Below are 24,905 nucleotides of genomic sequence, written 5' to 3' on the forward strand. Positions count from 1 at the left end.
ACTATAATTACTTTTAAAAAATATTAATTAATCCCATTCACTAACGAATTCACTTTTTCTTTCGCTTTCAATACTCATTTTCGAATACATAATATTTCGATTAATGATTTCTATAAATTCGTAGTAGTTTATGTTATTTTGTTCTACAAGAAAATCTCTCACTTTTTCTAATTGGGACAATTCAAATTGCATATTTGGCAACCTACTTCCCATTGTAACTCCGGCAGAAACATAAAAATCGAGTCTTTTGAAAAGTTCTGCATCACAGTCTTTATCTAAAATTATTTTGAGAAAATCTAACATTTTATCTCTGTAGATACTACTAATGATATTGAATATCAATTCAATCATTTTCTTATTTTCAGTATTCACCAATTGATTATGCAAAAAATCAATTTCTTTTTGGCTATTTCCTCTAAATGCACTTGAAAATTCTGAAGCTCGATGAAGAAAAACACTTTTAAAATTTACTAAATAATTAATCATATTTTCAAAAACAATTTCATAATTATCCAAATCCCAAAGTTTTTTGAAGTCATTTTCATCAAAATCTCTTCTAGACAAATAATCTTTATCGTCAAAATTATATTTCAATAAATCAATTATAAAATTGGGGTTTTGAGATAAAATCATCTTTAATACTTTCAAATCATAATCAAAATGCCTTCCTGCATTATCTAAATACAAATAAACCTTTTCAAGTTTTTTTAAGTTTTTTATGAAAGATGATTGATACTGGTCATTAACGATTTCGAAAAAATCACCATACATAAACAGATTATCATTTAATTCAGTTTTTAAAATTATTATATTGAGTAACTTCTCAATTTCAATTTCAATATTCAATTCTAAATCAGAAATCCTTTTTATAAGATGATCTATAAACCAAATATTTTTGAAATCATCTTTTTGTATTATATCCACAATTGAATTATAGTGTTCTATTTCTAAATATTCTTTTGGAATTCTTATAAAGAGTTCCATTAAATTAATATCACTATTTCTACTTTTTTTAAATACTAATTTTAATTTTTCGACTTTATCTTTATCAAAATTGATATTTGATATTATTACTCTAAAATATAGATTTTTTGAATATTCATACTCGAACACATTTTTCAATACTTTAATAAACAGATTAAAATCTTTTTTAGCGAGATTTTTAAATATGTCTGAAACAGGACTAGTTATTGTTTCAAAACAAGAATAATTACCACTCTTATTCTCGAAAATTATATTCAAGGAATGCATTAGATCAATGTAATCATCAAAAGTATAATCTGAAAAATTATTAATTATCTTTTCATTTCTGTCAAACTTTTCGTCTAACAATAACCATAATTTAAATTCTTTTGAGCTAATAAGATTTTTAACCTCTTTCTTTACCTTAATTTTTAAATAACCAAGTTTCCTTATATAATTATGTACAATTGAAGATTCTCTAAATTCTCCATTGTTAAAATTTTTTTCAAAAAAAGGAAGTATTAGTTTTTTATCAAAATTTATTATTCTTTTCTCATTTTGATGAAGATGTGAATACCGATGCTTATCAAAGAAATCATATACACTATCTTTCAATTCTACATTTTTATAGCACTCAAAAATGAACTCAAAAAGTTTAGTTCTAAAATTCTTTTGTTCTTCAGTTAGTATAATATATTCTTGACTAAAATAGAATTGTCTTCCGTTTCCACCATAATGACACTGATAACTATCAATTAAATATTTATTTGCAATAAATAGAATGATTTTGGAATAAAAAAGGCTATTTTCATTAACCTTTGAATATAAAAACTCAAAAAGTTTTATTTGAATTTTATAACCATATTCATAACTAAATCTTTTATATGTAAATGATTGTGTGAAAACTTTTAGGACTTTTGTAAATAGCAGTTGACTTGATAATCCATACTTTAATAATAAAGCTAAAGCCACTTCAAATTTATCTGGAAGGCTTTGGAAGTTTACTAAAAGATCAATTATTTTATCATCATACGATTCAATAGAATTGTCTTTGTAAATTTCAAACTTAAGAGTATCTATTTCAAAAGCCGTTTCTGAACTTATAATTTTGTTTATGAATAGTATTGTTTCAGTTTCTAAATAAAACCAAAAGCTTTCTAAAAATTTTATTGATTTATCGCGGTCTTCTTGGATAGAATTCCATTTTTGATTCACATCATACAATATCAAATCTTTTATTTCATAAAAACCATAGTTACTAATTATTGGATTTAAAAGATTCATTAATGAAATTTTACGGTCGTCAAAATGTAAATCCAATAATTGTTTGAATGGAATATGTTGTTCTTTAATAAAAATTAAATAGAAAATATATTCTCCAAGAATTTGGTCAGCAATTTTATACGTGTTTTTGTATTCATCAGCAATTTCATTTTTTACTAATAAGCTTAATTTCTCTATTAATTTATTTTTGTTAATATCAAAATGCTTTGAAATTTCATCAATTACACCTGAATTAGAAATATCAATGGTTCTAAAAAGCGTTAGTATTCCAGCAGTCTTTAATAAAACTAAATCATCTTTTATACTATTGTTAGCAGAAGAAAAATACTCTTCTAATATTAGAGATGCTTTTGTAAGTTTTTCGATTTCATTATTTTTTCCGGCAATAGCTCCCATTAAGGCAATTCTTGGGTTTCCTTTTGATATGGAATATATTCTGTCTGTGTAATAATCAGTAATTTTAAATTCAGGAGATTGCAAAATTTTTGCCAATTCTGACTTCTCAAAATTCATTAATTCAATTAAACCATTTTCCTTAAGTTGATATTCTATTTCTTGTTTCAAATAATTTCTAACAGTCATTATTATTTTAATGCCATCATAATTGAATTCATTTTTAAAATTTATAATTGATGTTAAATTACTTTTGAGTTTATTAGCATCATCAACAACAATTATATATTTGTTATTTTTTGTGATTTGCACTTTTAGATCATCCCAAATTAATTGATTATTGTTTCTAATATATTTTACAATATATCCTGGATTACTTTTCAAATAATTTGTAACTAACTGAATTGAAAATTTGGTTTTACCAACACCTGCTTGCCCGGTAATTAGTAAAAAGTCATATTTATTTAACAGTTCTATGCTTTTGTCTAATTCCGTTTCTCTGTTAAAAAATACATTTGATAAAGGTGTCGCAAATTTTGATTTTTCATACTGAATTATGAACTCGCTCATTTCTAAAATTTGACCTGTATCTATAGTCAATCCCAGTTCTTTGGCTAAAGAAGGAAAATCTCTAAAAATAATAGTTGCAAAAGCATCTATGCCAATTACTTCTAGCTTAGTAAATTTATTGATTGAGTTTTTGTGATCATTCAGTTCCTCTTGAATTTTCGTTGTAATTTCTTGATTGCAGATTAAGATAATTCTAATTATTTTGTCTGAAGAAATATCACTTTGATTAAAACAATGTTCAATATCCTTTTTTAATTTCGGAACTAATTGATTTTTATCAATGGTAGTAATTTCACTAAATATATAAGAATCATTATCCGAAATAAAATTATCGGGAGTTCCTTTCTTTGACTTTTCTTTTCCTACAACTAAACCAGTAGGATTTACGATCGGATATCTATAACCGAGGTATAATCTACAAATATTGGCAAATTTATCTGGATTGCAACTTAATAGTGCTTGTTCTATACTTGTTATCATTATAATGATTTAGATTACAAAAATAACTATTAATATCTATTTCCTTTTATCATTTATATCTCTTTCAAACCCAATCAAATTGAGCATTTCCCTCAATCGGCTTCTTACACGGTTCCCATAATGGGTTTCAATTTCAGTAGCCGAAAGATTTGTGGTTATATGCGTTTGGATTTTTTTAGCTGTGAAAATATCATACCGACTTAATAGAATTTCTGCCATTACGTTGCATTCGTTTCCGTAATATTTCAGGTTGTTTTCTGTTCCTAAATCATCAAAGCATATTGTTTTGGGTTCGGATTCATAGAGTTTTCCCTTGCTGTATTTGTGAATGATTTGGTAACCATCCTGAATAAATTCAAAACTAATGTCCCGGCAGGGTTTTACTAAAAATTTGTGTTCGGTAGCAGTGAGGTGCTTCATTAAATTCATTAGTGATGTTTTGCCACAGCCTACTGGACCCGAAAGTAAAATTCCTTTGTTGAGATTAATGCTGTATTGAAAGCAAGTTGCTTCGTCTTTGAGAAAATAGGCAATGAGTTTGTAAATTATTGGATAATCGCTTTCAAGAATTTTGAAATGATTGCCGTATAATTCAATTCCTTTCTTTTCAAGCCAAAGTATTATTTCAGTGTAGCTATAATGGCTCGGAATAGTCTTTGTCTGTTCCTGTATTGAGTTGTTTTGCTCTGTTGGATTGTTGTTCATTTGAAATGAATTTGGGTGCGTTTAATATCCAATTTTGTGCCGATGCCTGCCAATCGACCATCGGTGTTTTACCTCCGACTAACCAACCGTTGCTGGAGAAGTAATTGAAAAACTTAATAGCTTCAATATCCGGAAAGTGTTGTTCGAGAAAATAAGCTTTGACATTTTCGATTGTTGGCTTCTCGACTGCGCTCGAAGTGACAAGAAACTCTTTTTCTTTTTTGGCGGAACTTTTTTCTTTTTCTTCAGTACCAACAATTTTTAAAAATTCATCGTCGATTTCAATTTTTTTTGCTTGCTCGTCCAAGTTTACAATCTTTAAATCGTTTGAAATGTTTGGTATGTTTGTATTGTTTATATAAGATACTAGTGCTTGTTCAGTACCTGTCTGATTACTTGTATCACTAGCTGTACAAAGCTTGTTCACTACTTGTTCATTGACTAGTTCAAAAGCAGGTTCGTTTTTTGGTATTGTTGTTTTTTCGTTTTTTGGAATTGGCTTTAAATCATCTGAAAAATTGAATAGGTAAACGTGGCTTCCTTTGAATGGATTATAGGATGGCTCATAGTTGATATACCCTAGAGAATGCAAGTTTTTAAGGCATTTGTGATAGGTTGCTTTGGAACTGATTTTACTTATCCGCATTACCTCATCACGTGAAATACTAATTGGATTTTTGAAGCGGTTGCAATTCCAAAATTGGAAGAGTGCTATATACAAACTTACGTGGGTTGGATTGAGTGTTTTGTCTATTGCTACTTTCTCAAAAAATCCTGTGAGATGTTTTATATAATTCATCTCACTAGCCATTTAGGATTGAATAAAGTCACTGAAGCTTCGACTTTATTGGATTCTAATAGTTTATCTAAATCAGCAGTTGCATAATATATGATACCGCCAATTTTGGTATAGGTTATTGTGCCGTTTACCCGAAGGTTTTGTAAAGTACCCGGAGAAATGTTTAACAGTTTTCTGACTTCATTGGATTTGAGCCATTGTTTTTGCTGTTGTGGTTTTGAATTGAGCATTTCGCTTAAATCAGCGAGCAGGAGTGCGCGGAATTCGTTTAGATCTTCGCGAGTGATAACTTCGATTGCCATAGTGTTGTGGTTTTAAATATTTCGGACAAAGAGAAATAATTAAGTAATACCAAAACAGTTACGGGGGTTACGGAACCCCCAACAAACCTCAACAAAATAAGGCAATCACAGTAAAAAAGTTTTTTATTTATGTGTTATAGGATACTATTTTAATACATTTATGACTAAATTTGCTTAATGAATACAAAATAGGGCAAGCCCTATAAATATATATTGCGAAAGTTATTTCGAGCCAAAGAAAACGACCAAATTTCAAAATCAGCTCTACAAATAAACTGTTCGCCTACGCTATGCGTGGGCTCGGTTTATCGGAGCTGTAGGTGCTTGGTCGTACCTCTTTGGCTGGTGATCGATGTCCCACGCTGTTGTTTTGTACCAATACCAAATGGGATTTTTTGTATGCTTTAAAAAGATAGTATAATGAAAGAAACAATAATTAGTCCCGAATTACAACATTTTATGGAATTGCATAAAATCCCCAATCTTATCACATTATTGCAGATTGAAGATGAAACATTACTTGGAATGGCTGGTTTTGGGTGGAGAATGATGCGAGAAGTTTTAGTACTTCGTGAGCCCGAGTAATTCGATTATTTTTTCCCGAAGTACGTTTTTAGTAGTATTTTCGACATTATAATATTTTACTTTTATACTATCAACAGAAATTCTTTCGGTGTTGGCAGTTTTGAAGTTTTCTGAAATAAACCGAAAAACATCTGTTTGGTTTTTGTGTTTTATAATTCCTGTTTCCATTAATAATCCGAAAAAACAGCTTAGCTGTGATACTGATAAACCTGTCAAGAGTTTGGTTTTTTCTTCATTGCTGGAAATGTTTGGAAAATGTTTGACTTCGAGTTTTATTTTTCGATTTAGATATTCAATTTCTTCTTCAATCCAACTTATAATCTGTTCTTTTAATGAGGGCAAGTTTGTTTTGTATTTTAGTATATTTCTGCTTTGCTTTTGATTGTAATTTTTGAGAAACCGGTATAGAGCATCTATTTTTTTGATATCGTCGTCCTGAGTTTCTAATTCTTCTAAAATTTCATTAGTTAAGTATTTAAAAAACTGTAATGAATTGAAATTTATGTCAAAAAGAAATTCTTTGATAGTTTCTTCAGACATATCAGAAAAATTAATCTGTTTGTAAAATGTCATTATAAATCCTGAACAATAATTGAATTCGTAGTATGTTAATTTTTCCTGAATGTTTTTAGTTGCAATTTTTTGTAGAGGTTCGTATGCTAATTTCAATAAATTGTTATTGATATCACTTCCTAACAATTGTAATTTTACTTTCTTAAATTTTTTGGTAATTTCAAATTCTTTGACTAAGGCTGATCTATTTGGAATTTTAATATTTAAGTTGAGATAATTACGGTATTCTTTTTCAATGAAACGGAGTAATTTTTCCAAATAGATATAGGTGATTTTCAGACAATCTATTTTATCATAATTATTTGAAAATTGATAAAGATCAGATGAATTTTGTGGGTTTATTTCCTTGATTAATCGATTTGCTAAATTTTCAAGCGCATATTGTTTTCTATGAATGTGCTGTTCAATCCGTTCTCTGGATTTTAATTTGTAAACACGTTCTTTATTTAACTTTTTGATTTTTTGATTTTCATTTTTGAGTGAATGATAACAGTATAAAAAGAAACGTTTTTCCTGAGATAAATCTTCGATTTCACATTTTTGCAAAAGATATAAAGTATTCTTGTTTTTGGAACAGTAACGTAAACTAACTTGGTCTTCCGGGATATTTAATTCCTTTACTATTTTTGGTATAAAAGGTTCAAATTCAGAAGTAATATTAGCTTTCCTGAAATTTAGTTTTGCAATTTTTGGATGTAGATTGTGAATTGGTTTTTTTACAATATATTTTGTTATTGTATAGTGTTTAATAAAATCTATTTGATAAATAAGAAAACTTTTGAACGTAAAATTTTCTAGAAAAGGCATTAAATCATTACTAAAAATAATCTTTGGATTTTTGATTTCTTTTAGTATCCTATCGTAGTTTTCTAGAATGTATTTTGGCTTCATAATATTTATCAAAGGCGTAATTATTAACGTACTAAAATTATCAATATTATGACGAAATTATATAATTAATAAACTAAATCTTGTTAAAAAAATACAGTTGATTATATTGAAAATAATCAACTGTATGTTATAATGAATATAGAAAATTAAATATTTAGTTTAATATTTTTAAAGTTCTAATGATTAAAAACTAGCTAAAAAAGATATACCAAGAGTCGTATTTTTGGTATATGGGTTGAATCCTACTGGAGCAATATTGAGTTGTGTTTTTACTTTTTGCTTGTAACCACAACCGTCAAGAATAGTATTGAGCGGATCCATCAAAAATAAAGAGGTTTTGCCTAAAAATCTTGAATTTAAAACTTTCGAATTATTTTTAAGAATAGTTTTCTTGGCATAGAAAAATCCTTCTCCGACTACCGAACCCAAGACAGGTGTAACTATTAAATCCTGAACAGAAGGAACTTCTGCAAAAGCTTCAACTCCATATTCCCAAAAAAATGTTGACATTAAAGCTGAATAGGTAAAAGATTCGAAGATATTGAAGCCGTTGCTTCTGGCTGTCATATAATATACACCTCCGAAATAAGGATGCATTACATAGTTTAGAAAGAAATTATCTTCGTCTATTACCGGACCTGCTTTAACGTTTTCTTTCCATTTAGCTCCAATACCATTTTTTCTCATTTCTTCTTTGTCCCATTGTGTGAAGCTTTCGGGAAGTGACCATAAAATTCCATAAGCTACAATAGTAGTTCCAAAAACAATAGCGGTATTATAGCCTAATTTTCTATAGTCTCTTGTTAAAGGCGGATATACAATAGTGTCATTAATTTGTAAAGTTTTATTATTTTCTTTGGTACTAATTTTAACCGAAGTATCGGCACTTTCCAATATCTCATTACTAGAATTAAAAGGGAATGAAGATGTGTCTGATAGTAATTGATTGTTATTATTTATTTTCAATTGTTGAGCAAACATTGTTATTCCTAAGAATGTAAAAAGTAAGCTGTAAATATTTTTTTTCATTGTTTGAATCACTAGTGTTGTGAAAAAATCTGTGTTAATATTTTGTGTTTTCAATCAAAAATTTCCTGCTTAAACTATGATTATTTAAGCAGGAAAGAGATTAATTGTAAGTCATAAAAGTTTTAAAACTTCATTCTCTGAATTCTAATTGCGTTTAGAATGGCTAATAAAGCCACTCCAACGTCAGCAAAAACGGCTTCCCACATTGTGGCTAATCCTCCGGCACCAAGAACCAAAACGATTGCTTTTACGACAAAAGCCAAACCAATGTTTTGATAAACAATTTGCTTGGTCTTTTTACCGATGCTTATAGCTGTGAATATTTTATAAGGCTGGTCGTTTTGAATGACAATATCAGCAGTTTCGATAGTAGCATCACTTCCTAAACCACCCATTGCAATTCCTGCATCTGCAAGAGCCACTACAGGGGCATCGTTTACGCCATCGCCAACAAAAGCAATTTTTAAGTTTTGGGATTTGAGTTCCTCAACTTTTTCGACTTTGTTTTCAGGTAACAAATCGCCATAAGCTTTATCAATACTTAGTTCTTTAGCAACAGCATCAACAACGGCTTGTTTGTCACCGGAAAGCATTACCGTTTTTACATTTATACTATGTAAATTTTGAATAGCACTTTTTGAATCTTCTTTGATTTCATCTGCAATTAGAAAATAGCCGGCATATTTTTGATTGATGGCGATAACAATTATTGTAAACGGTGTATTGTCAATTCCAACATCATAAGTGATTTTGAATTGCTTCATCAGTTTTACATTTCCTGCTAGGATTTCGTTTCCATCTACTTTTCCTTTTAGTCCGTGTCCTGCAATTTCTTCCACATCGGTAACGGTTACATTTTTTTCAGCACCTTTTGCGTATTCAATAATTGCAGTTCCGACAGGATGGGTAGATTTGGTTTCGAGAGCTGATGTATATTTTACCAAATCGGCTTCGGAGACACCAACGGCTACGACTTTTTGAACTTTGAAAACGCCTTTGGTCAGCGTTCCTGTTTTATCCATTACGACTACCTGAACAGATGCCATTATATCAAGAAAACTTGAGCCTTTAAATAATATTCCGTTTTTACTCGCTGAACCAATTCCACCAAAATAGCCTAATGGAATTGATATTACTAATGCACAAGGACACGAAATAACCAAGAAAACTAATGCTCTGTATAACCAATCTCTAAATACATAATCATCGACAAAAAGCATTGGTAGCAAACAAATTGCAATTGCTAAAAACACCACTATTGGCGTGTATATTTTAGCAAATTTTCGAATAAATAATTCGGTAGGTGCTTTCTTGGCAGTAGCTTCCTGAACCATTTCCAATATTTTTGAAAGTTTACTATCGGTGTAAGCTGTTGTAACTTCTACCTGAGCAACTGTATTTAGATTAATCATTCCGGCAAGAACGGTTTCTCCTTTTTGTTTCGTATCAGGTTTGCTTTCCCCTGTTAAAGCAGATGTATTTAAGGAAGCATTATCGGAAAGCAATTTTCCATCGAGAGCTAATTTTTCTCCCGGGCGTAATTGGATTATTTCTCCAATAGTAATTTCAGAAGCTTTTTTAGAAATAGGGTTTCCATTTTCAATTACTGTAGCCGTATCAGGTCTTTGATCTAATAATAATTTGATGTTCTTTTTTGCTTTTTGAACTGCTAGTGTTTGAAATATTTCTCCAATAGCATAAAACAGCATAACAGCCACACCTTCGGGATATTCGCCAATAGCAAATGCTCCAATGGTTGCAATTCCCATTAATAGGAACTCTGAGAATATTTCGCCATTGCGAATACTTTCAAAAGCTTCTTTGATTACAGGAAAACCTACAGGAATATAGGCTACAATATACCAACCAATTCGAAGCCAACCCGTAAACCAAGTTTGCTCAAAATAGTTATCAAAACCAATAGCAATCAGTAGCAATATAAAACTTATAATTGCCGGAAGAAACATTTGAAAGACAGATTGATTTGTCTCTGAATGTTCGTGGTCGTGACCATCATCGTCAGAATGATTTTTGGGCTCGTTATGAGTAGAGCAACAACCGCTTTGTTTATCGGTTTTGCTATTTATCTTTTCTTCCTGTGTGCAACAAAGCTGTTTGCCGTTTGCATCGTATTTATGTTGATGTGTCATTTGATTTTTATTAATGTTCGTGTTCTCCGCCACCTTTCATAGCAGAAAGCAAATAAAATGCACCTTTGATTACAATTTTTGCATCAGCAGGAATCTCCGAAACAAATTTCACTTCGGTATAACCTAAATCGGTTGTTCCTGGTATAACTTCAATTGCTTTGAAATGAATTTCGTTATGTCCTTCTTCTTCGCCTGCAGTTTCTTCAAAATGAGCTTCACCTTCTTTGTGTTCGTGAGCTTCACCTTTTTTAGCCGTAGCTTTCTCTTCGTGTTCTTCCTGAATATAGACAAAGTATTTCTCGCCATTTTTTACTACTGCATCTTTAGGCAGGGCAGGAACGGTAGCGTTTTTAATATTGATATTGGCAGAAACATACATTCCGGAAATTAAATCTTTGGAATCAGCCGGATTGATTTTGGCGTGAACTGCCACGGTTTTACTTTCGTTAGAAAATGATTTATTGATGCCAAATATTTTTCCTTTAATGGATTTATTGCCTTGGTTTGTTAAAATAAAGTCTATAGTTTGCCCCACAGCAATAGAGCCTAAATCTTTTTCATAGACATTCAAATCCAAGTGCATTTGGCTATTATCTACCACTTCAAAAAGCGTTATTCCTGTTTCAGCAAATGCTCCTTTGGCAATGCTGATTTTTCCAACATAACCTGATATTGGCGAAACTATTGGCACCAAGCTTGATCCGCTTGTACTCATATTTAAAGCTTGTAATTTATTCTTTGATGCTTTTGCTCTCGCTCTTTCAACAGCTAATTTTGCTTTTACTTCCTGAAGTACTTTTCTAGGATTTACATCTTCGTCACTTAATGTTTTCTGACGATTGTATTCTAATTGCAGGTATTCAATATTGGCAACAGCCGAATTATAATCTTCCTGCATTTCAACAACATCTAAGTTTTGAATGGTTGCCAATACTTTTCCTTTATTTACATATGTGCCTTCAAGAACTAAAATATCTTTAACCGTTCCACCAATCAAGGTAGAAATGTTTGCCATATTTTGTGGTGGAACTGTAGTGTAACCGTTGGCTTTTATCACCAAATTAAGATTTCGGTTTTCTAAAGAACCTGTTTGAATCCCAACAGTTTTATATTGGACAGCAGTTAATGCTACTTCATTTTCTGACTTTTCTTCTTCGTGACCGGTTTCTTCGGTTTTTTTATCACCACAAGAGGTAAGAAAGAAGAAGCAAGAAGCAAGAAGTAGGAGTGTTGTTTTTATCTTTATATTTTTCATTTTAATAAATTTTAGTTTTTAGAAATAGATGGATATTGTAATTGAATAGCACTTTGATTGTAAGCATTGGTAGCTTCAGCATTTTGTTTTTTGATGTCGATAGCCTGATTCAAAAAACTGATGTAGGACCAATAACTCATATCGCCATTGGCATAACTTTTTTGAGCCGTTGTAATAATCTGTTCTGCATATTGCAATCCTTCCTTTTGATAATATTCTAATGCTTTTTGCTGTTTTTCAAAATCGTTTTTCAATTCCTGCATTTTCAGATTCAAAGCCAATTTATTTTTGTCTAATTCTAATTGAGATTGTGAAATACTAATAGCTGATGCTTTGGCTTTAGCTGAATTTACACCACCAAATAAAGGAATTTGCAAACCCGTAGTAAATCCTTGAAAATAGGCTTTAGTATCAATTGTTTGTGCAAAATAACCTAATCCTAATTTTGGTGTTTTCAACGCTTTAAATGTGTTGGCTTCTTTTTGATACACCGAAATTTGTTGTGTGTAATAATCCGTTACCAAAGTTTCTACTTTTGATTGGTTTTTATTCTTTTGAATTGAAAATTGCATTGGCGTTGCACTATCAGGCACAATATTGTCCTCGGTTTGAATGAAAAACTGTAATTGCTTTTGATAAATGGCCAAGTCAAATTCAAGTTGAGCTTGTTGGGTCTCAATTTCTTTTGATTTTGCTTTGGCACTGATTACTTCAATTTTACCACTTTCGCCTGTTTCAAAACGCAGTTCCGCATTCTTTAGAAACTTAGAATAAATAGCTAATAAGTCTGCATTTAGCTTTTGAATAGAAATACCATATAAATATTGATAGTAGGCGAGTGTTACTGCTTTTTCAATTTCATATTCGGATAATGCTTTTCGCTTTTCGGATAATTTGACTAATTCTTCCTGTAATTGTCGGTTGGCTTTTGTAATTCTTCCAATTGGGAAATATTGTTGTACCGAAACATTATGATCATAATCAGCACTATTGAATTGCCCACCCTGATACTGTACCTGCAATGGGTCAGCCTGAAATGCTGTCTTTTTCAGCACTGTTTGTTTTTCAATTTCTTTATCGGCAATTTTTAAATCAATGTTATTGGTTTTTGCCATTTCTATTGCTTTTTGCAGTGAAATAGATTGACCATTTTGAGCAAAAGAAAAACTGCTTATCAATAAAATAATTGAGGTAACGAATGTTGTTTTCATTTTTTTTCTTCCTTTAATTCCTTTTTCAAATAGTAAATACAGAATAGGTAAAACGATTAATGTTAGTAATGTGGCTGATATTAATCCGCCAATAACTACGGTTGCCAATGGTTTTTGGACTTCTGCACCGCCACTTGTCGATAATGCCATCGGCATAAATCCTAAAGAAGCTACAGAAGCTGTCATTAAAACGGGGCGTAAACGTGTTTTTGTACCAATTAGAACCCTTTGTAATGGGTCGGTTATTCCTTCAGTTTTAAGTTGATTGAAATATGAAATCAATACAATTCCGTTCAGTACTGCGATTCCAAACAAGGCTATAAATCCAATTCCTGCCGAAATACTAAAAGGCATTCCCCGCATCCACAGTGCAAATACACCACCAATAGCCGATAACGGAATAGCAGAAAATATTAATCCTGCCTGTTTCATACTATTGAAAGTAAAAAACAGCAAAACCATTATTAAGCCTAGCGCAATAGGTACAGCTATGGAAAGTCTTTTGGAAGCTTCAATCAAGTTTTCAAATTGTCCACCGTAGGTTACATAATAACCCGCCGGAAGCTTGAAATCCTTGTCTAATTTTTGTTGAATTTCTTCTACAACGCTTTTAATGTCTCGACCACGAACGTTTAATCCAACAGTAATTCTGCGTTTACCATCTTCACGAGAAACCTGTACAGGACCTTGTTCATAAGAAACGGTTGCTACTTGTGAAAGTGGTACTTGCTGTCCGTTTGGCAGAGGAACAAATAGATTACTCACATCGGTAATATCAGTTCTGCTATTGGCATCCATTCTTACCACTACGTCAAACCTTTTACTTTGTTCGTAAATTTTACCGGCACTTTCTCCTGCAAATGAGGAACGGATGATTTGGTTAATATCTGTAATATTTAAACCATATAAGGCAATTTTATTGTAATCGTATTTCACCGTGATTTGCGGTAAGCCTGTTACTTTTTCCGCTTTTAAATCTCCAATACCTTCAATGCTTTTTACTTTCGAAATCAATTCGTTTGCTTTGGCATCCAATATCTCTAAATCATCCCCGAATATTTTAATGGCAATATCACTTCGGCTTCCTGTCATTAATTCGTTGAATCGCATTTGAATAGGCTGTGAAATTTCGATATTAGCACCCGGAATGGCTTCCATTTCTTCTTTCATTGCATTGGCTAAATCTTCCCAATTGTCATATTTGCCCGTCCACTCGCTTTTGTCTTTTAGAACGATAATTAAATCAGCACTTTCAATAGGCATTGGATCGGTTGGGATTTCACCACTACCAATTTTTGCGACTATGGTTTTTATTTCGGGGAATTTTGCTTTTAGAATTTTTTCATATTCTGTGGTTGTTTTTACCATTTGTGAAAGCGAACTTCCTGTCATAATTGTAGCATTAAGAGCTAAATCTCCTTCCTCAATTGTTGGAATGAATTCGCCACCCATATTTTGAAAAATAACTATTGCTAATACAAATAATCCTAATGAGATTGCTAAAACGGCTTTTTTTAAACGTAATGCTTTTTCTAAAAAGGGAGTGTATATTCCTTCGAACCAAGCCATCATTCTATCACTAAAATTGGTTTTATGCTCAGTCTTTTTTGATAAGAACATTGCACTCATCATTGGCACATAGGTTAATGATAAAATAAATGCTCCAATCACAGCAAATCCTACAGTCATTGCCATTGGTTTGAACATTTTACCTTCTGTTCCAACTAATGCAAGAATTGGTAAATACACAATCAGGATAATAATTTCTCCAAAGGTTGCACTGTTACGGATTTTTGAAGCAGATTGAAATACTTCGCTGTCCATTTCTTCTTGAGTTAAATCCTTTTTTCTTTTGAGTTTTTGTAAATGATGCATTGTTGCTTCAACAATGATTACAGCACCATCTACAATAATTCCAAAATCTATGGCACCTAAACTCATCAGGTTTCCGCTGACACCAAAATAATTCATCAGGATTACGGCAAAAAGCATTGCCAACGGAATAACCGAAGCCACAATTAACCCGGCACGAAGATTTCCCAGGAATAAGATCAATACAAAAATTACGATTAATGCCCCTTCAAGCAGATTTTTGGTTACTGTTCCAATAGCATTATCTACTAATTTTCCTCTGTCAATAAAAGCTTCAGCAACAACGCCTTCAGGCAGGCTTTTGTTAATCTGAATCATTTTTTCTTTGACTCTGTCAACAACAGCATTTGAATTTTCTCCTTTTAGCATCAAGGCTAATCCGCAAACTATTTCTCCTTTACCATCTTTTGTAGAAGCACCATAGCGTAATGCTACACCTTCGCGCACTTCAGCTACATTTCGAACTAGAATAGGCGAACCATTTTTATTACTTACGACAACATTCTCTAAATCCTTGATGCCGGTAGCCATACCCACGCCACGAATGAAATAAGCATATTGATCTTTTTCAATGTAAGCACCACCGGTATTCTGATTGTTTTTTTCTAAAGCATTAAAAATATCGGTAATGGTAACTCCTAAACTATTTAGTTTATTTGGATTGATGGCCACTTCATATTGCTTTAATTTTCCGCCCCAAGTGCTTACTTCGGCGACACCTTCAACGCCTTGTAATTGTGGAATAATAATCCAATCCTGAATAGTTCGCAGTTTTACAGCATCGTATTTGTCTTCATAGCCTTTTTTTGCATATACATCATATTGATATATTTCTCCAAGACCAGTTGAAATAGGTGCTAATTCGGGAGATCCAGCATATTTAGGAATGTTTTCCTCTGCTTGTTTCAAACGTTGAAAAATTTGTTGGCGAGCCCAATAAATATCAACATCATCTTTAAAGACTACCGTTACAACAGAAAGTCCAAAACGAGAAATACTGCGTAATTCGATTACTTTCGGAATAGTTTTTACTGCTTGTTCAAGCGGATAAGTAATTAATTGTTCTACTTCCTGACTTGCCAATGTTGGTGCGGTGGTAATAATTTGTACCTGATTATTGGTAACATCCGGCAAGGCATCCAACGGTAAATTTTTAATAGAGTAGCTTCCCCAAGCTATAAGTGCAAGGGTAAATAAGAGTATAATGAACTTGTTCTTTATACTAAATTGTATGATTTTGTCTAACATAAAATATTATAATGAATTAGAAATCAGCAAATAGAATATTTGCCATTATTTGTGAAAAGGTCACAACTTTCTAACCCGAAATTACTCGGGCATCATTATGCTATTTGAGGCGGTTGCCAAATACTTCCGTAGAAATTGGAAGAAAAAATTGATTTGTAAGTAGGTAATTGTGTTTTGATTCCTTCCAAACGAATTGGAAAGTCAATAATTACAGGTTGAGAGTAACTTGCCATTTGCGAACCACAACAACTGCAAATACAAAATGGCGAACACAAATCTTTTTCTTTATCGTGAGAATGTTTTTCGTGGTTTGATGCAAACTCTGTTTGAGTATGTGTAGCACTATTGACTTCCATATCTGCACAAGGCATACACGAAAGTATTAGAAAAACAATTGATAATATGATGTTTGTAAGTTTCACTGCTGTAAAAGTAGCAAATAATTATTTAAAATGAACATTAAAATAGTGCATAATCTTTGCCACTATTCCTAATATCAAGATTAAGCACACTAGAGCTATCATTATAATACGAATTACAGCGTATGCTGTAATTGGTTTTTTCTTTACAATCTTTTTCTTTTTTATTTTTTGTGTTTTTGCCATTTGATATTTAATTATTTAACAAATGTAATAGAATTACGTTTTAAAATATTTTAATATTTATATCGCTGTTCTAAATATTTATTTAGTTTTGACTAAAAATAATATTTAGAGTAATGAAAAATAAATTTTTGAATAAGCTTTTTGTGGTTTGTTTTCTTTTTGTTGGTTTAATATCCTGTGAGTCAACCTACACGGATATCCCATCTGACGAGAAAGTTTTAGATGGAACAGTACAAGGATTAACACAAGAAGAATTAGCTCGTTTTTTAAAAGGTGACAAGGCATTTAATGAGGTATTCACTCGAGAAACAGGACTTGGTCCTACATTTGTTGCGACAAGTTGTATCAGTTGTCACGCCGGTGACGGTAAAGGACATCCTTTTACAACACTTATCCGTTTTGGACAAATTGATGAAACAGGGAATTTATTTCTTCACAAAGGTGGACCACAATTACAAAACAGAGGGTTACCTGGATTCATTCCTGAACAAATCCCTGCCGGAGCTACTTTTTCAAAATTTACGCCACCCGCAAATACTGGTTTAGGATTCATCCAATTTGTTACTGATGCTGATATCTTAGCAATGACAGACCCTAATGATAGTAATGGTGATGGAATTTCAGGGATTCCAAACTGGATAGATATCCCTGATTTTGTAATACCTCTTTCAAGTGCAATTTCTCAAAACGGGAAGTATATAGGTCGTTATGGTAAAAAAGCATCAGCTCATAGTTTATTGCATCAAACCGCAAACGCCTACAATCAAGATATGGGGATAACATCCGTATTCCGACCTATTGATACTTATACCAATCTGGAAATTGACCCTGAAGTAGCTACAAGTACCGTAAATGACGTTGTTTTTTATTTGCAAACATTAAAAGCTCCTGTGCAACGCAATTCAAATGATGCTGTTGTAAAACAGGGTGCAACTGTTTTTAATCAAATCAATTGTACAGGTTGTCATAAATCTGAATTAAAGACAGGATATTCGCCTATTAAAGCCCTTTCCAACAAAACCTTTGCACCTTATACCGATTTACTTTTACACGATATGGGAACAGGTTTAGATGATAGTTATACAGAAGGGAGTGCCAAAACTTTTGAATGGAAAACACCTGCACTTTGGGGAATTGGTCTTTCTGAAAACTCACAAGGGGGGAATTATTTCCTAATGCACGATGGAAGAGCAAGAAGTATTGAAGAAGCAATAATTATGCACGGCGGTGAAGCAAAAAATAGTAAAAATGCGTTTGAAAATCTTTCACAATCCGATAAAAATGCAGTATTAAAATTTATAAAATCATTGTAATTATGAATAGAAAAGAATTTTTAAAAGCCTGTGGTTTTGGCTGTCTTGCAGGATTGGCAGGCGCATCATTGTTACAAAGTTGCAGTTCTTCCCAAGTTCATTCAAAGGAAATCAAAGGGTCGGATATTTTAGTTCCGATTTCTGATTTTGAAATTAAAAAGGAACGAGAAACAACCTATAAGAAATATATCATTATCCAAAATGAGTTATTAAAATCTCCTATTTGTATCTATCGATTTGGTGCTACTGATTATACTGCTGTGTTAATGGCTTGCACTCATCAGGGAGCAGAATTACAAGTCTTTGGAGATAAACTTCAGTGTTCTGCTCACGGAAGTGAATTTAGCAATAGAGGTATTTTAGAAAGCGGACCTGCAGATGAAGACTTAAGAAAATTTCCAATAATAATTGAAAACAACATTTTAAAAATATCCCTGAAATGAGATTAAAACCAACTTATATATTCCTTTTTATACTTCTGTATAGTACAATTTCCTTTGCTCAAATTGATCCCAATTTACTGAAAAGAATCCCAAAAGATACTGTGAAAAACATCCTGAATATGGATGCTTTATACAATAGACCTGCGCTGAATATCAATAAAACACCAATATCAATTGGAGGTTATTTAGAAATGAATTGGCAAAAAATGACAACGGATGGAATTTCAGAAGGACATCAATTTCAAGCAAGAAGATTATCTATTTTTATGTCATCAGCCATTAGCAAACGAGTAAAATTTTTGAGTGAAATAGAATTCGAGGATGGAGGGAAAGAAATAGCCATAGAATTTGCTTCACTTGATGTAGAGTTTCATCCGTTGGTTAATTTAAGAGCAGGAATAATTTTAAATCCAATAGGTTCTTTTAATCAAAATCACGACGGACCAAAATGGGAATTTACAGACCGACCTATATCATCAACTCAAATGTTGCCGGCTACCTTTAGCAATGCTGGGGCTGGGTTGTTTGGAAAAAAATACTCTAAAGATTGGATGTTTGGCTATGAGGTTTATTTATCCGGAAACTTTGACGATTCAATAATTGAAAATGCCGAAAACAAAACATTTTTACCCGAAGCAAAGAAAAATCCCGAACGATTTGAAGAAATAAATAGCGGTGAACCTTTATTTACAGGAAAGCTAGCAGTTAGAAATAGTAAAATAGGAGAGTTAGGAATATCCTATATGAAAGGAATTTATAATAAGTTTCAAGAGGATGGGATTGTAATTGATGTGAAAAGACGTGTTTCTATATTTGCATTGGATTTTAATACAACGATTCCAAAAACGAAAACATTTATCACAACGGAATTTGCCTGGATCAATGTTGATGTTCCTGAAACTTATTCTCAGCAATTTGGAAATAAGCAGTACGGAGGTTTTATGGATATTGTACAACCTATTTTGAAGAGAACTATTTTAGGTTGGGAAAATGCTGTACTGAATGTTGCCTGCCGTTTAGAATATGTAGATTGGAATGTCGGAACTTTTAATGAAACAGGTGGGAATATAGGAGAAGATCTTTGGAGCATAATGCCTGCAATTAGTTTTAGACCAACTTCTCAAACAGTCATTCGCTTTAATTATCGCTATCAAAAACAGCGAGATATATTTGGTAATCCGCCTGCAATAACTGACGGAATGAGTTTGGGAATTTCTTCTTATTTTTAGGAATAAGTGTTTTTATATTATTAATTCTTGTTTACTGGGAAGATTGTAACTCTATATCTTCCCAATCTTTTATTTTGAAAAAAACCTTTAATTATTAAAGCTTCCTCATCTACGTCTATATCTATATTTTGATATGGTGTTAAAAAAACTGTCGGATAAAAATTCACATCAAAATCTTCAAAAATAATAACTATACATTCTCGGTTATAATTATTAAAAGATATAATTACATCACTATAAACATTCGTGTTTCTTCTTCCTGTTCTAAAATTACATTTACTTTTTAAATGAATATTCGAATGATTTATACGTAGATTATTATTATCTATAAATTCTCTTAGTACATCTAATTCGGGGAAAAAGTTATCGGGCATTTTTATTTAGTTTAGTTATTGCAATATAAAACATATTCATAAGTATATTCTGTAAAAATAAAATAATTTTATAAATTACATACGATTTCAATTATTTACTGTTTTTAGTTCTTTTGGCAAATTCATAGAATGAAATTTTTCCTTTAATATTTTCATATCCTCACTTACTTTTTTATCCAAAACTTTCGCATAGTGCTGTGTGGTTCTCAAATTTTTATGACCAAGCATTTTACTTACACTTTCAATAGGAACGCCATTTGTGAGCGTTACAGTTGTTGCAAATGTATGCCGGGCAATGTGGAAGGTTAATTCTAAATCTTTTATAAACGCTTGATTTTGATTTTAATTGTTAGTTTATAAATGATTTTTAACTTTACAATGCATGACATGTATATTATGAGAAAAGATTCGGAAAAGAGATTATTAGAGCTAGGTTTTGACACTGATTTGATTCAAAAGATTGATTCAAAATCATTGAATCTTAGTAGTCTAAAGCCTATGAGCAAATATGCTCTTTTAAAGCTTGGATTTACAAATGACGAAACTGATTTGATATATAGTAAAACGAAAAGGGATCCTATATCTTATGAAGTACTGGATGCAATTTTATCAAAAAGTGGTGAGGTTTGTTGCTACTGTTCAGATGGCATTTCCACAAGACCTTTTCACATACATCATATAGATGAATATCATGTGAGTCGAAATAATGATGAAGATAATTTGGCTTTAGTGTGTCCGAATGACCATGCTAATATACATGCAAAAAAGATAACTATCGAAGAGCAAAAGGCTATTAAAAAAACTTGGGAGAATCTTTGGAGTATTGCACAGGAGTACAAAACAAAAGGAATTACATTCCCGTTTGGCGCATTTGAAATAATAGATTATTCTGTAAAAGGAAATATTACTGATGTGTTTTCTTTTTCTTCTCCTAAAGGATCTGTTTGTCTTCAGCTTGCAAAAGGATATTTATCTGATCATTGTTTAATGACTATTGAAAAAGAGAATAAACTTATACTTGCAGGCGGTTCAGGTAGTGGTAAAACAACTCTAGCAAAAGGTATTGCCGGGCACATTAAAGATGCTATAGTATTTAAATATGTTGTTTCTGACAAATCAAGTGTTGAAATTGCTAAAGAAATATCTCAATTTCTGACACTTGCACAAAAGCCCCTAGTTTTAATTATTGATGATGCAAATACCAAACTTAAAACAGAACAAATTGAAAGTATTTTACAATTTGCAAAAAAAGAGCAAAAAATAATTCTTGTAAACACAAGGAACTCTTTCAGTAGTGAGGGTAATTTAGAACAACATTTTCCTAATTGCGTTGAATATATTAGTTGGCTTATACTTCGCGAAGAGGTAATTACAGCTATTTTAGAAAGTGAGACAGAAATTATTAGTTACTTAACTGAAAATGAAATCAATAATCACGGCAGAGATAGAATTGGTTATGGAGTTTTTGACCAGCATCTAAAAAGGGTTGTTGAAAGTTATGCTAAGAGTACAGATACGGTGTGGCAGTTTATTTTTATGTTAGGTGGAGGATTATTGAGGATAAATAAAATGTATGCAGAACTTCAAGCTGAAGACAGGTTTGATTTAATTGTACTTTATATTTCTATTAAACAGATTGCAAAAGTTGAAGAGGGCTCCAGTATTGATGAAATTATTGAGTTGTATAGTCGAAATAGTATCTTAAAAAAGCAATCCGCACCAACAAAGGAATGGCTAAAAGATGAGTTAAATCATTTATGCGATAGAAGGATTTTAGTTGAAAGCAGAGGCAAGTTCAAAACGGTTCATCGTGAGTTTTCCAAATCATTTATCGAAACTGCTTATTTGATAGATAGAACGGGTTGCTCTGAGCTTTTGGATGAAGTGTTTAAGGATTTTACAAAAGCTAGACAAATAATGATTCTTTGGTCATGGTTGAAACATGGGCAAGCTAATGATTATACTAAAAGATGGTCTGTTTCATTAACTATAGATCAATGGAAGAGCTTAACGAATGAAACTATTAAGCATGGTTTGCCAATATTGTCAATTTTGGCAAGCCACCTTCATACTACAACATTGCCAGGACACAGTAAAATTGCCAATGAGGTTTTTAAAGACAAGGCGGATAAAATAGCCGATTTGATTGATAATGGGGATAAAAGTACGCTGTACTATTTTAACGAAATGGGAGCTACATTGAAATACCATTGTAAAGAAGTTATTAAACCGATTATGGATAAAATTGATTCTGATAAGTTTGCTGAACTTATTAAAAATTCAGATGTTGAAGTATTTAATTATCTACCATGGTTATTTGATACTATTTCTACAGGGCATTTGGAATGGGTTGTAAATTTTCAAAGCAAATTAAATTTTACAGATTTTCAAAGAATAATTGAGAGAAATGAAAAGGGAAAAATTGATTTGATATTTGACTTGATTTCTTTTTATCGAAAGTACATAGGAAACATCAAAAGAAGTGAATTCAAATATTTTGTTGACAAAATCAGCTTGCAAATTAAAAGATCTAGTTTACAGGAAATTCGATTTCCTCAAATGTTTTTCTCAGGGTTGACTGAATTGATTTTTTTTGAAAAAGAAGTTAATGAGATAGTCAATTCTGTTGACTTTAATAGAGTAAAAAAAGATTTTGAAGAAGCTACTCCAAGGTATTGGGAAAGTTTGTTGAGTATTTCAATGCTTGGGGAATATGGAACAAACACCTTTAGTAGGGAATTTGTTGATTCACTTGACTTAAATAAAGTTGTAAGTAATATTGAAAAGCATTATGAAGCAAATCTACATGAATTCAGAGTGATAATGTATCAGCTTGCTTACGGGAGTGATTCAACAAAAAAACAATATGCTAAGGCTTTACAACCAATGGTAGAAAATGCCATGCAGAGATTTACAGAAAAACAGGATCATGAAGATATACTTCAAGCATTCTATAATCTGGATAATGAACTTGGAAAAGAGAGTTGTAAAAAATTAAATAAAGCTGTTCCTAAAGCACGCAAAAAATTTAAGAAGCCATCAGATAAGGAAAAATCTAGCTTAACTGAGGCTGATAAAAGTGGAGATGATTATTTAATGCTTGAAAGCCTTATAAGTTTAAGAGAAGAAGAATCAAGTCAGGAATGTTAACTTCCTGATTTGATTCATCTGCCAATGTTTATAGTAATGATAAATAATAAATATGTAATTTTTCTTTTGCCTTAACTACCTAAAGAAAGCTTAAAATTCAACTTATTTTTACGTTTAGATTTTTAGGAGTGAACTTATTCTTGATCAACAACATATCATTACTCACTTTTCTGTCCAAAACCTTTGCGTAATGCTGAGTTGTACGGAGATTTTTATGTCCAAGCATTTTACTTACACTTTCAATAGGAACGCCATTTGTAAGCGTTACAGTGGTTGCAAAAGTATGACGGGCAATGTGGAAGGTTAATTCTTTTTCAATCTCGCAAACGCCCGCTATTTCTTTTAAATAGGCATTCATTTTCTGATTGCTCAAAATGGGAAGTAATCTTTCCTGATTATTGCTCTGTGGATGGTCTTCGTATTTATCGATAATCATTTGGGTTATCGGAAGGATTGGAATTTTAGAAGCGGATTCAGTTTTCTGCCTGTGGGTAAATATCCATTTCTCGCCATCAATACCAATGCTTATATGCGACTTTGTTAAGTTTTTGACATCAATGTATGCCAAGCCTGTAAAACAGCTAAAAAGAAAGATATCACGTACTAAGGATAATCTCTCTGTTTTTAAATCTTTATTAATGATACTTTGAATTTCGTCTTCAGATAAATAAACCCGTTCTACTTCTTTGACTTTCGATTTATAATTTGCAAACGGATTTTTGTCTAACCAGTCATTGGCCAGACAAAGTTTAATTATCTTATTGAAGTTCTTAATATATTTAACCGCTGTGTTATTCGCACAATTCCGAACACTTCTTAGCCAAAATTCGTAGTCAGTTACAAAGGCATGATCTATTTTGTTTATCTCGATATCTGAAACTTTATATTTCCACTGTAGAAACTCAATGGTATGACTCAACGAAGTTTTATAACGTTCTAATGTTCCTGGAGCATATTCTTTGCCAACCAATTCTTTTATTTTGTTATTGTGATCTTGGAAGATTGGAATTAGCATTCGTTTGGTTTCATTGGCTTCAAACAATTCATTCTTCAAATTTTCAGAAGTAACTTTGATGTCTTTTTTGAATAATCTTTTTTCAGCTTCCAAAACTTGATTTTTCAAATAATCAAGATGGCTATTTATTGTTCTAGCTTCTTCATTAGTACCCTTAACTTTAGTACCTTCAGAAGACCATCTTTCAGGATTTACATACTTGTTTGTACTAAACTCAAATCGTTTGGCTTGGATTGTTACTCTTGCATAAATGGGGCAGATACCTTCATTGTTGGCTTTTGATCTCTTTATGTAAAAGAGAACTGATACTGTAGTGTTCATAAGTGGTAACCTTTTAGTTATTATTAAATTTAAAATTTCTAATAATTACAAACAAGATGTACATATTTTGGATCAAGAACAAAACCTGGGGAGGAATGTCAAAATAAAATCAGAAATTTGTAGTCTAAGAATTATATATGACTCC

The 24,905-nt window shown here is 31.7% G+C and carries 17 protein-coding genes and 1 pseudogene; 5 read left to right on the plus strand and 13 right to left on the minus strand.

Annotated features, from left to right (window positions below; translation table 11 throughout):
* Window positions 1-27 precede the first annotated feature (27 nt).
* From ABEG11_RS17690 to ABEG11_RS17705, 4 genes are read right to left on the minus strand one after another with little or no spacing between them, the layout of a single operon-like run.
* The gene (locus tag ABEG11_RS17690) at window positions 28-3,690 is read right to left on the minus strand and encodes an nSTAND3 domain-containing NTPase (protein WP_348825515.1); all 3,663 of its coding nucleotides are present in this window, start codon (window positions 3,688-3,690) and stop codon (window positions 28-30) included.
* Between the two features lie 36 nt (window positions 3,691-3,726).
* The gene (locus ABEG11_RS17695) at window positions 3,727-4,395 is read right to left on the minus strand and encodes an AAA family ATPase (protein WP_348825516.1); all 669 of its coding nucleotides are present in this window, start codon (window positions 4,393-4,395) and stop codon (window positions 3,727-3,729) included.
* A complete protein-coding gene (locus ABEG11_RS17700) occupies window positions 4,325-5,194 on the minus strand; it encodes a transcriptional regulator (protein ID WP_348825517.1) in 870 nt (289 codons plus the stop codon). Before ABEG11_RS17700 ends, ABEG11_RS17695 begins: the two co-directional genes overlap by 71 nt.
* On the minus strand, window positions 5,191-5,496 hold the full coding sequence (locus ABEG11_RS17705) for a helix-turn-helix domain-containing protein (RefSeq protein WP_348825518.1): 306 nt from the start codon (window positions 5,494-5,496) through the stop codon (window positions 5,191-5,193). The genes ABEG11_RS17700 and ABEG11_RS17705 overlap by 4 nt, the downstream gene beginning before the upstream one ends.
* 420 nt (window positions 5,497-5,916) lie before the next feature.
* Between ABEG11_RS17705 and ABEG11_RS17710 the strand changes: the two genes are divergently transcribed.
* Window positions 5,917-6,081 (plus strand): hypothetical protein, encoded by a 165-nt coding sequence (locus tag ABEG11_RS17710; protein WP_348825519.1) that lies wholly within the window; start codon window positions 5,917-5,919, stop codon window positions 6,079-6,081.
* On the opposite strand, the gene ABEG11_RS17715 is transcribed toward ABEG11_RS17710, so the two are convergent.
* The 6 genes from ABEG11_RS17715 to ABEG11_RS17740 all read right to left on the minus strand — a co-directional run bounded on the left by ABEG11_RS17715 (window position 6,058) and on the right by ABEG11_RS17740 (window position 16,732).
* Window positions 6,058-7,545, minus strand: a complete 1,488-nt coding sequence (locus ABEG11_RS17715; protein WP_348825520.1) for a hypothetical protein — start codon at window positions 7,543-7,545, stop codon at window positions 6,058-6,060. The genes ABEG11_RS17710 and ABEG11_RS17715 overlap by 24 nt on opposite strands.
* A 183-nt stretch (window positions 7,546-7,728) precedes the next feature.
* Window positions 7,729-8,574: a DUF3943 domain-containing protein gene (locus ABEG11_RS17720; protein ID WP_348825521.1), complete on the minus strand. Its 846-nt coding sequence runs from the start codon at window positions 8,572-8,574 to the stop codon at window positions 7,729-7,731.
* Window positions 8,575-8,696: 122 nt separating this feature from the next.
* Window positions 8,697-10,724 carry a heavy metal translocating P-type ATPase gene (locus ABEG11_RS17725; RefSeq protein ID WP_348825522.1) on the minus strand — a complete coding sequence of 676 codons (2,028 nt, stop codon included), beginning with the start codon at window positions 10,722-10,724 and terminating at the stop codon, window positions 8,697-8,699.
* Between the two features lie 10 nt (window positions 10,725-10,734).
* Window positions 10,735-11,979 (minus strand): efflux RND transporter periplasmic adaptor subunit, encoded by a 1,245-nt coding sequence (locus ABEG11_RS17730; RefSeq protein WP_348825523.1) that lies wholly within the window; start codon window positions 11,977-11,979, stop codon window positions 10,735-10,737.
* Window positions 11,980-11,990: 11 nt separating this feature from the next.
* Window positions 11,991-16,310: a CusA/CzcA family heavy metal efflux RND transporter gene (locus ABEG11_RS17735; RefSeq protein ID WP_348825524.1), complete on the minus strand. Its 4,320-nt coding sequence runs from the start codon at window positions 16,308-16,310 to the stop codon at window positions 11,991-11,993.
* 95 nt (window positions 16,311-16,405) lie between these two features.
* A complete protein-coding gene (locus ABEG11_RS17740) occupies window positions 16,406-16,732 on the minus strand; it encodes a DUF6660 family protein (protein WP_348825525.1) in 327 nt (108 codons plus the stop codon).
* Window positions 16,733-17,028: 296 nt separating this feature from the next.
* Between ABEG11_RS17740 and ABEG11_RS17745 the strand changes: the two genes are divergently transcribed.
* From ABEG11_RS17745 to ABEG11_RS17755, 3 genes are read left to right on the plus strand one after another with little or no spacing between them, the layout of a single operon-like run.
* Complete coding sequence (locus ABEG11_RS17745) at window positions 17,029-18,228, plus strand: di-heme oxidoredictase family protein (protein WP_348825526.1); 1,200 nt, start codon at window positions 17,029-17,031, stop codon at window positions 18,226-18,228.
* A gap of 2 nt (window positions 18,229-18,230) precedes the next feature.
* The gene (locus ABEG11_RS17750) at window positions 18,231-18,671 is read left to right on the plus strand and encodes a Rieske (2Fe-2S) protein (protein WP_348825527.1); all 441 of its coding nucleotides are present in this window, start codon (window positions 18,231-18,233) and stop codon (window positions 18,669-18,671) included.
* Window positions 18,668-19,900, plus strand: coding sequence for a hypothetical protein (locus tag ABEG11_RS17755; protein ID WP_348825528.1), 1,233 nt, complete (start codon window positions 18,668-18,670; stop codon window positions 19,898-19,900). Before ABEG11_RS17750 ends, ABEG11_RS17755 begins: the two co-directional genes overlap by 4 nt.
* A gap of 20 nt (window positions 19,901-19,920) precedes the next feature.
* Here ABEG11_RS17755 and ABEG11_RS17760 read toward each other — a convergent pair whose 3' ends face one another.
* Window positions 19,921-20,274, minus strand: a complete 354-nt coding sequence (locus ABEG11_RS17760; RefSeq protein WP_348825529.1) for a hypothetical protein — start codon at window positions 20,272-20,274, stop codon at window positions 19,921-19,923.
* Window positions 20,275-20,361: 87 nt separating this feature from the next.
* Window positions 20,362-20,586, minus strand: a pseudogene (locus ABEG11_RS17765) (tyrosine-type recombinase/integrase); the annotation flags it as partial.
* An 84-nt stretch (window positions 20,587-20,670) separates the two neighbouring features.
* On the opposite strand from ABEG11_RS17765, the gene ABEG11_RS17770 reads away from it, so the two are divergent.
* Window positions 20,671-23,424, plus strand: a complete 2,754-nt coding sequence (locus tag ABEG11_RS17770) for an HNH endonuclease (RefSeq protein ID WP_348825530.1) — start codon at window positions 20,671-20,673, stop codon at window positions 23,422-23,424.
* A gap of 97 nt (window positions 23,425-23,521) precedes the next feature.
* Here ABEG11_RS17770 and ABEG11_RS17775 read toward each other — a convergent pair whose 3' ends face one another.
* Window positions 23,522-24,760, minus strand: coding sequence for a site-specific integrase (locus tag ABEG11_RS17775; protein ID WP_348825531.1), 1,239 nt, complete (start codon window positions 24,758-24,760; stop codon window positions 23,522-23,524).
* Window positions 24,761-24,905 lie beyond the last annotated feature (145 nt).

Source organism: Flavobacterium aestuarii (assembly GCF_040049115.1).
GTDB lineage: Bacteria > Bacteroidota > Bacteroidia > Flavobacteriales > Flavobacteriaceae > Flavobacterium > Flavobacterium aestuarii.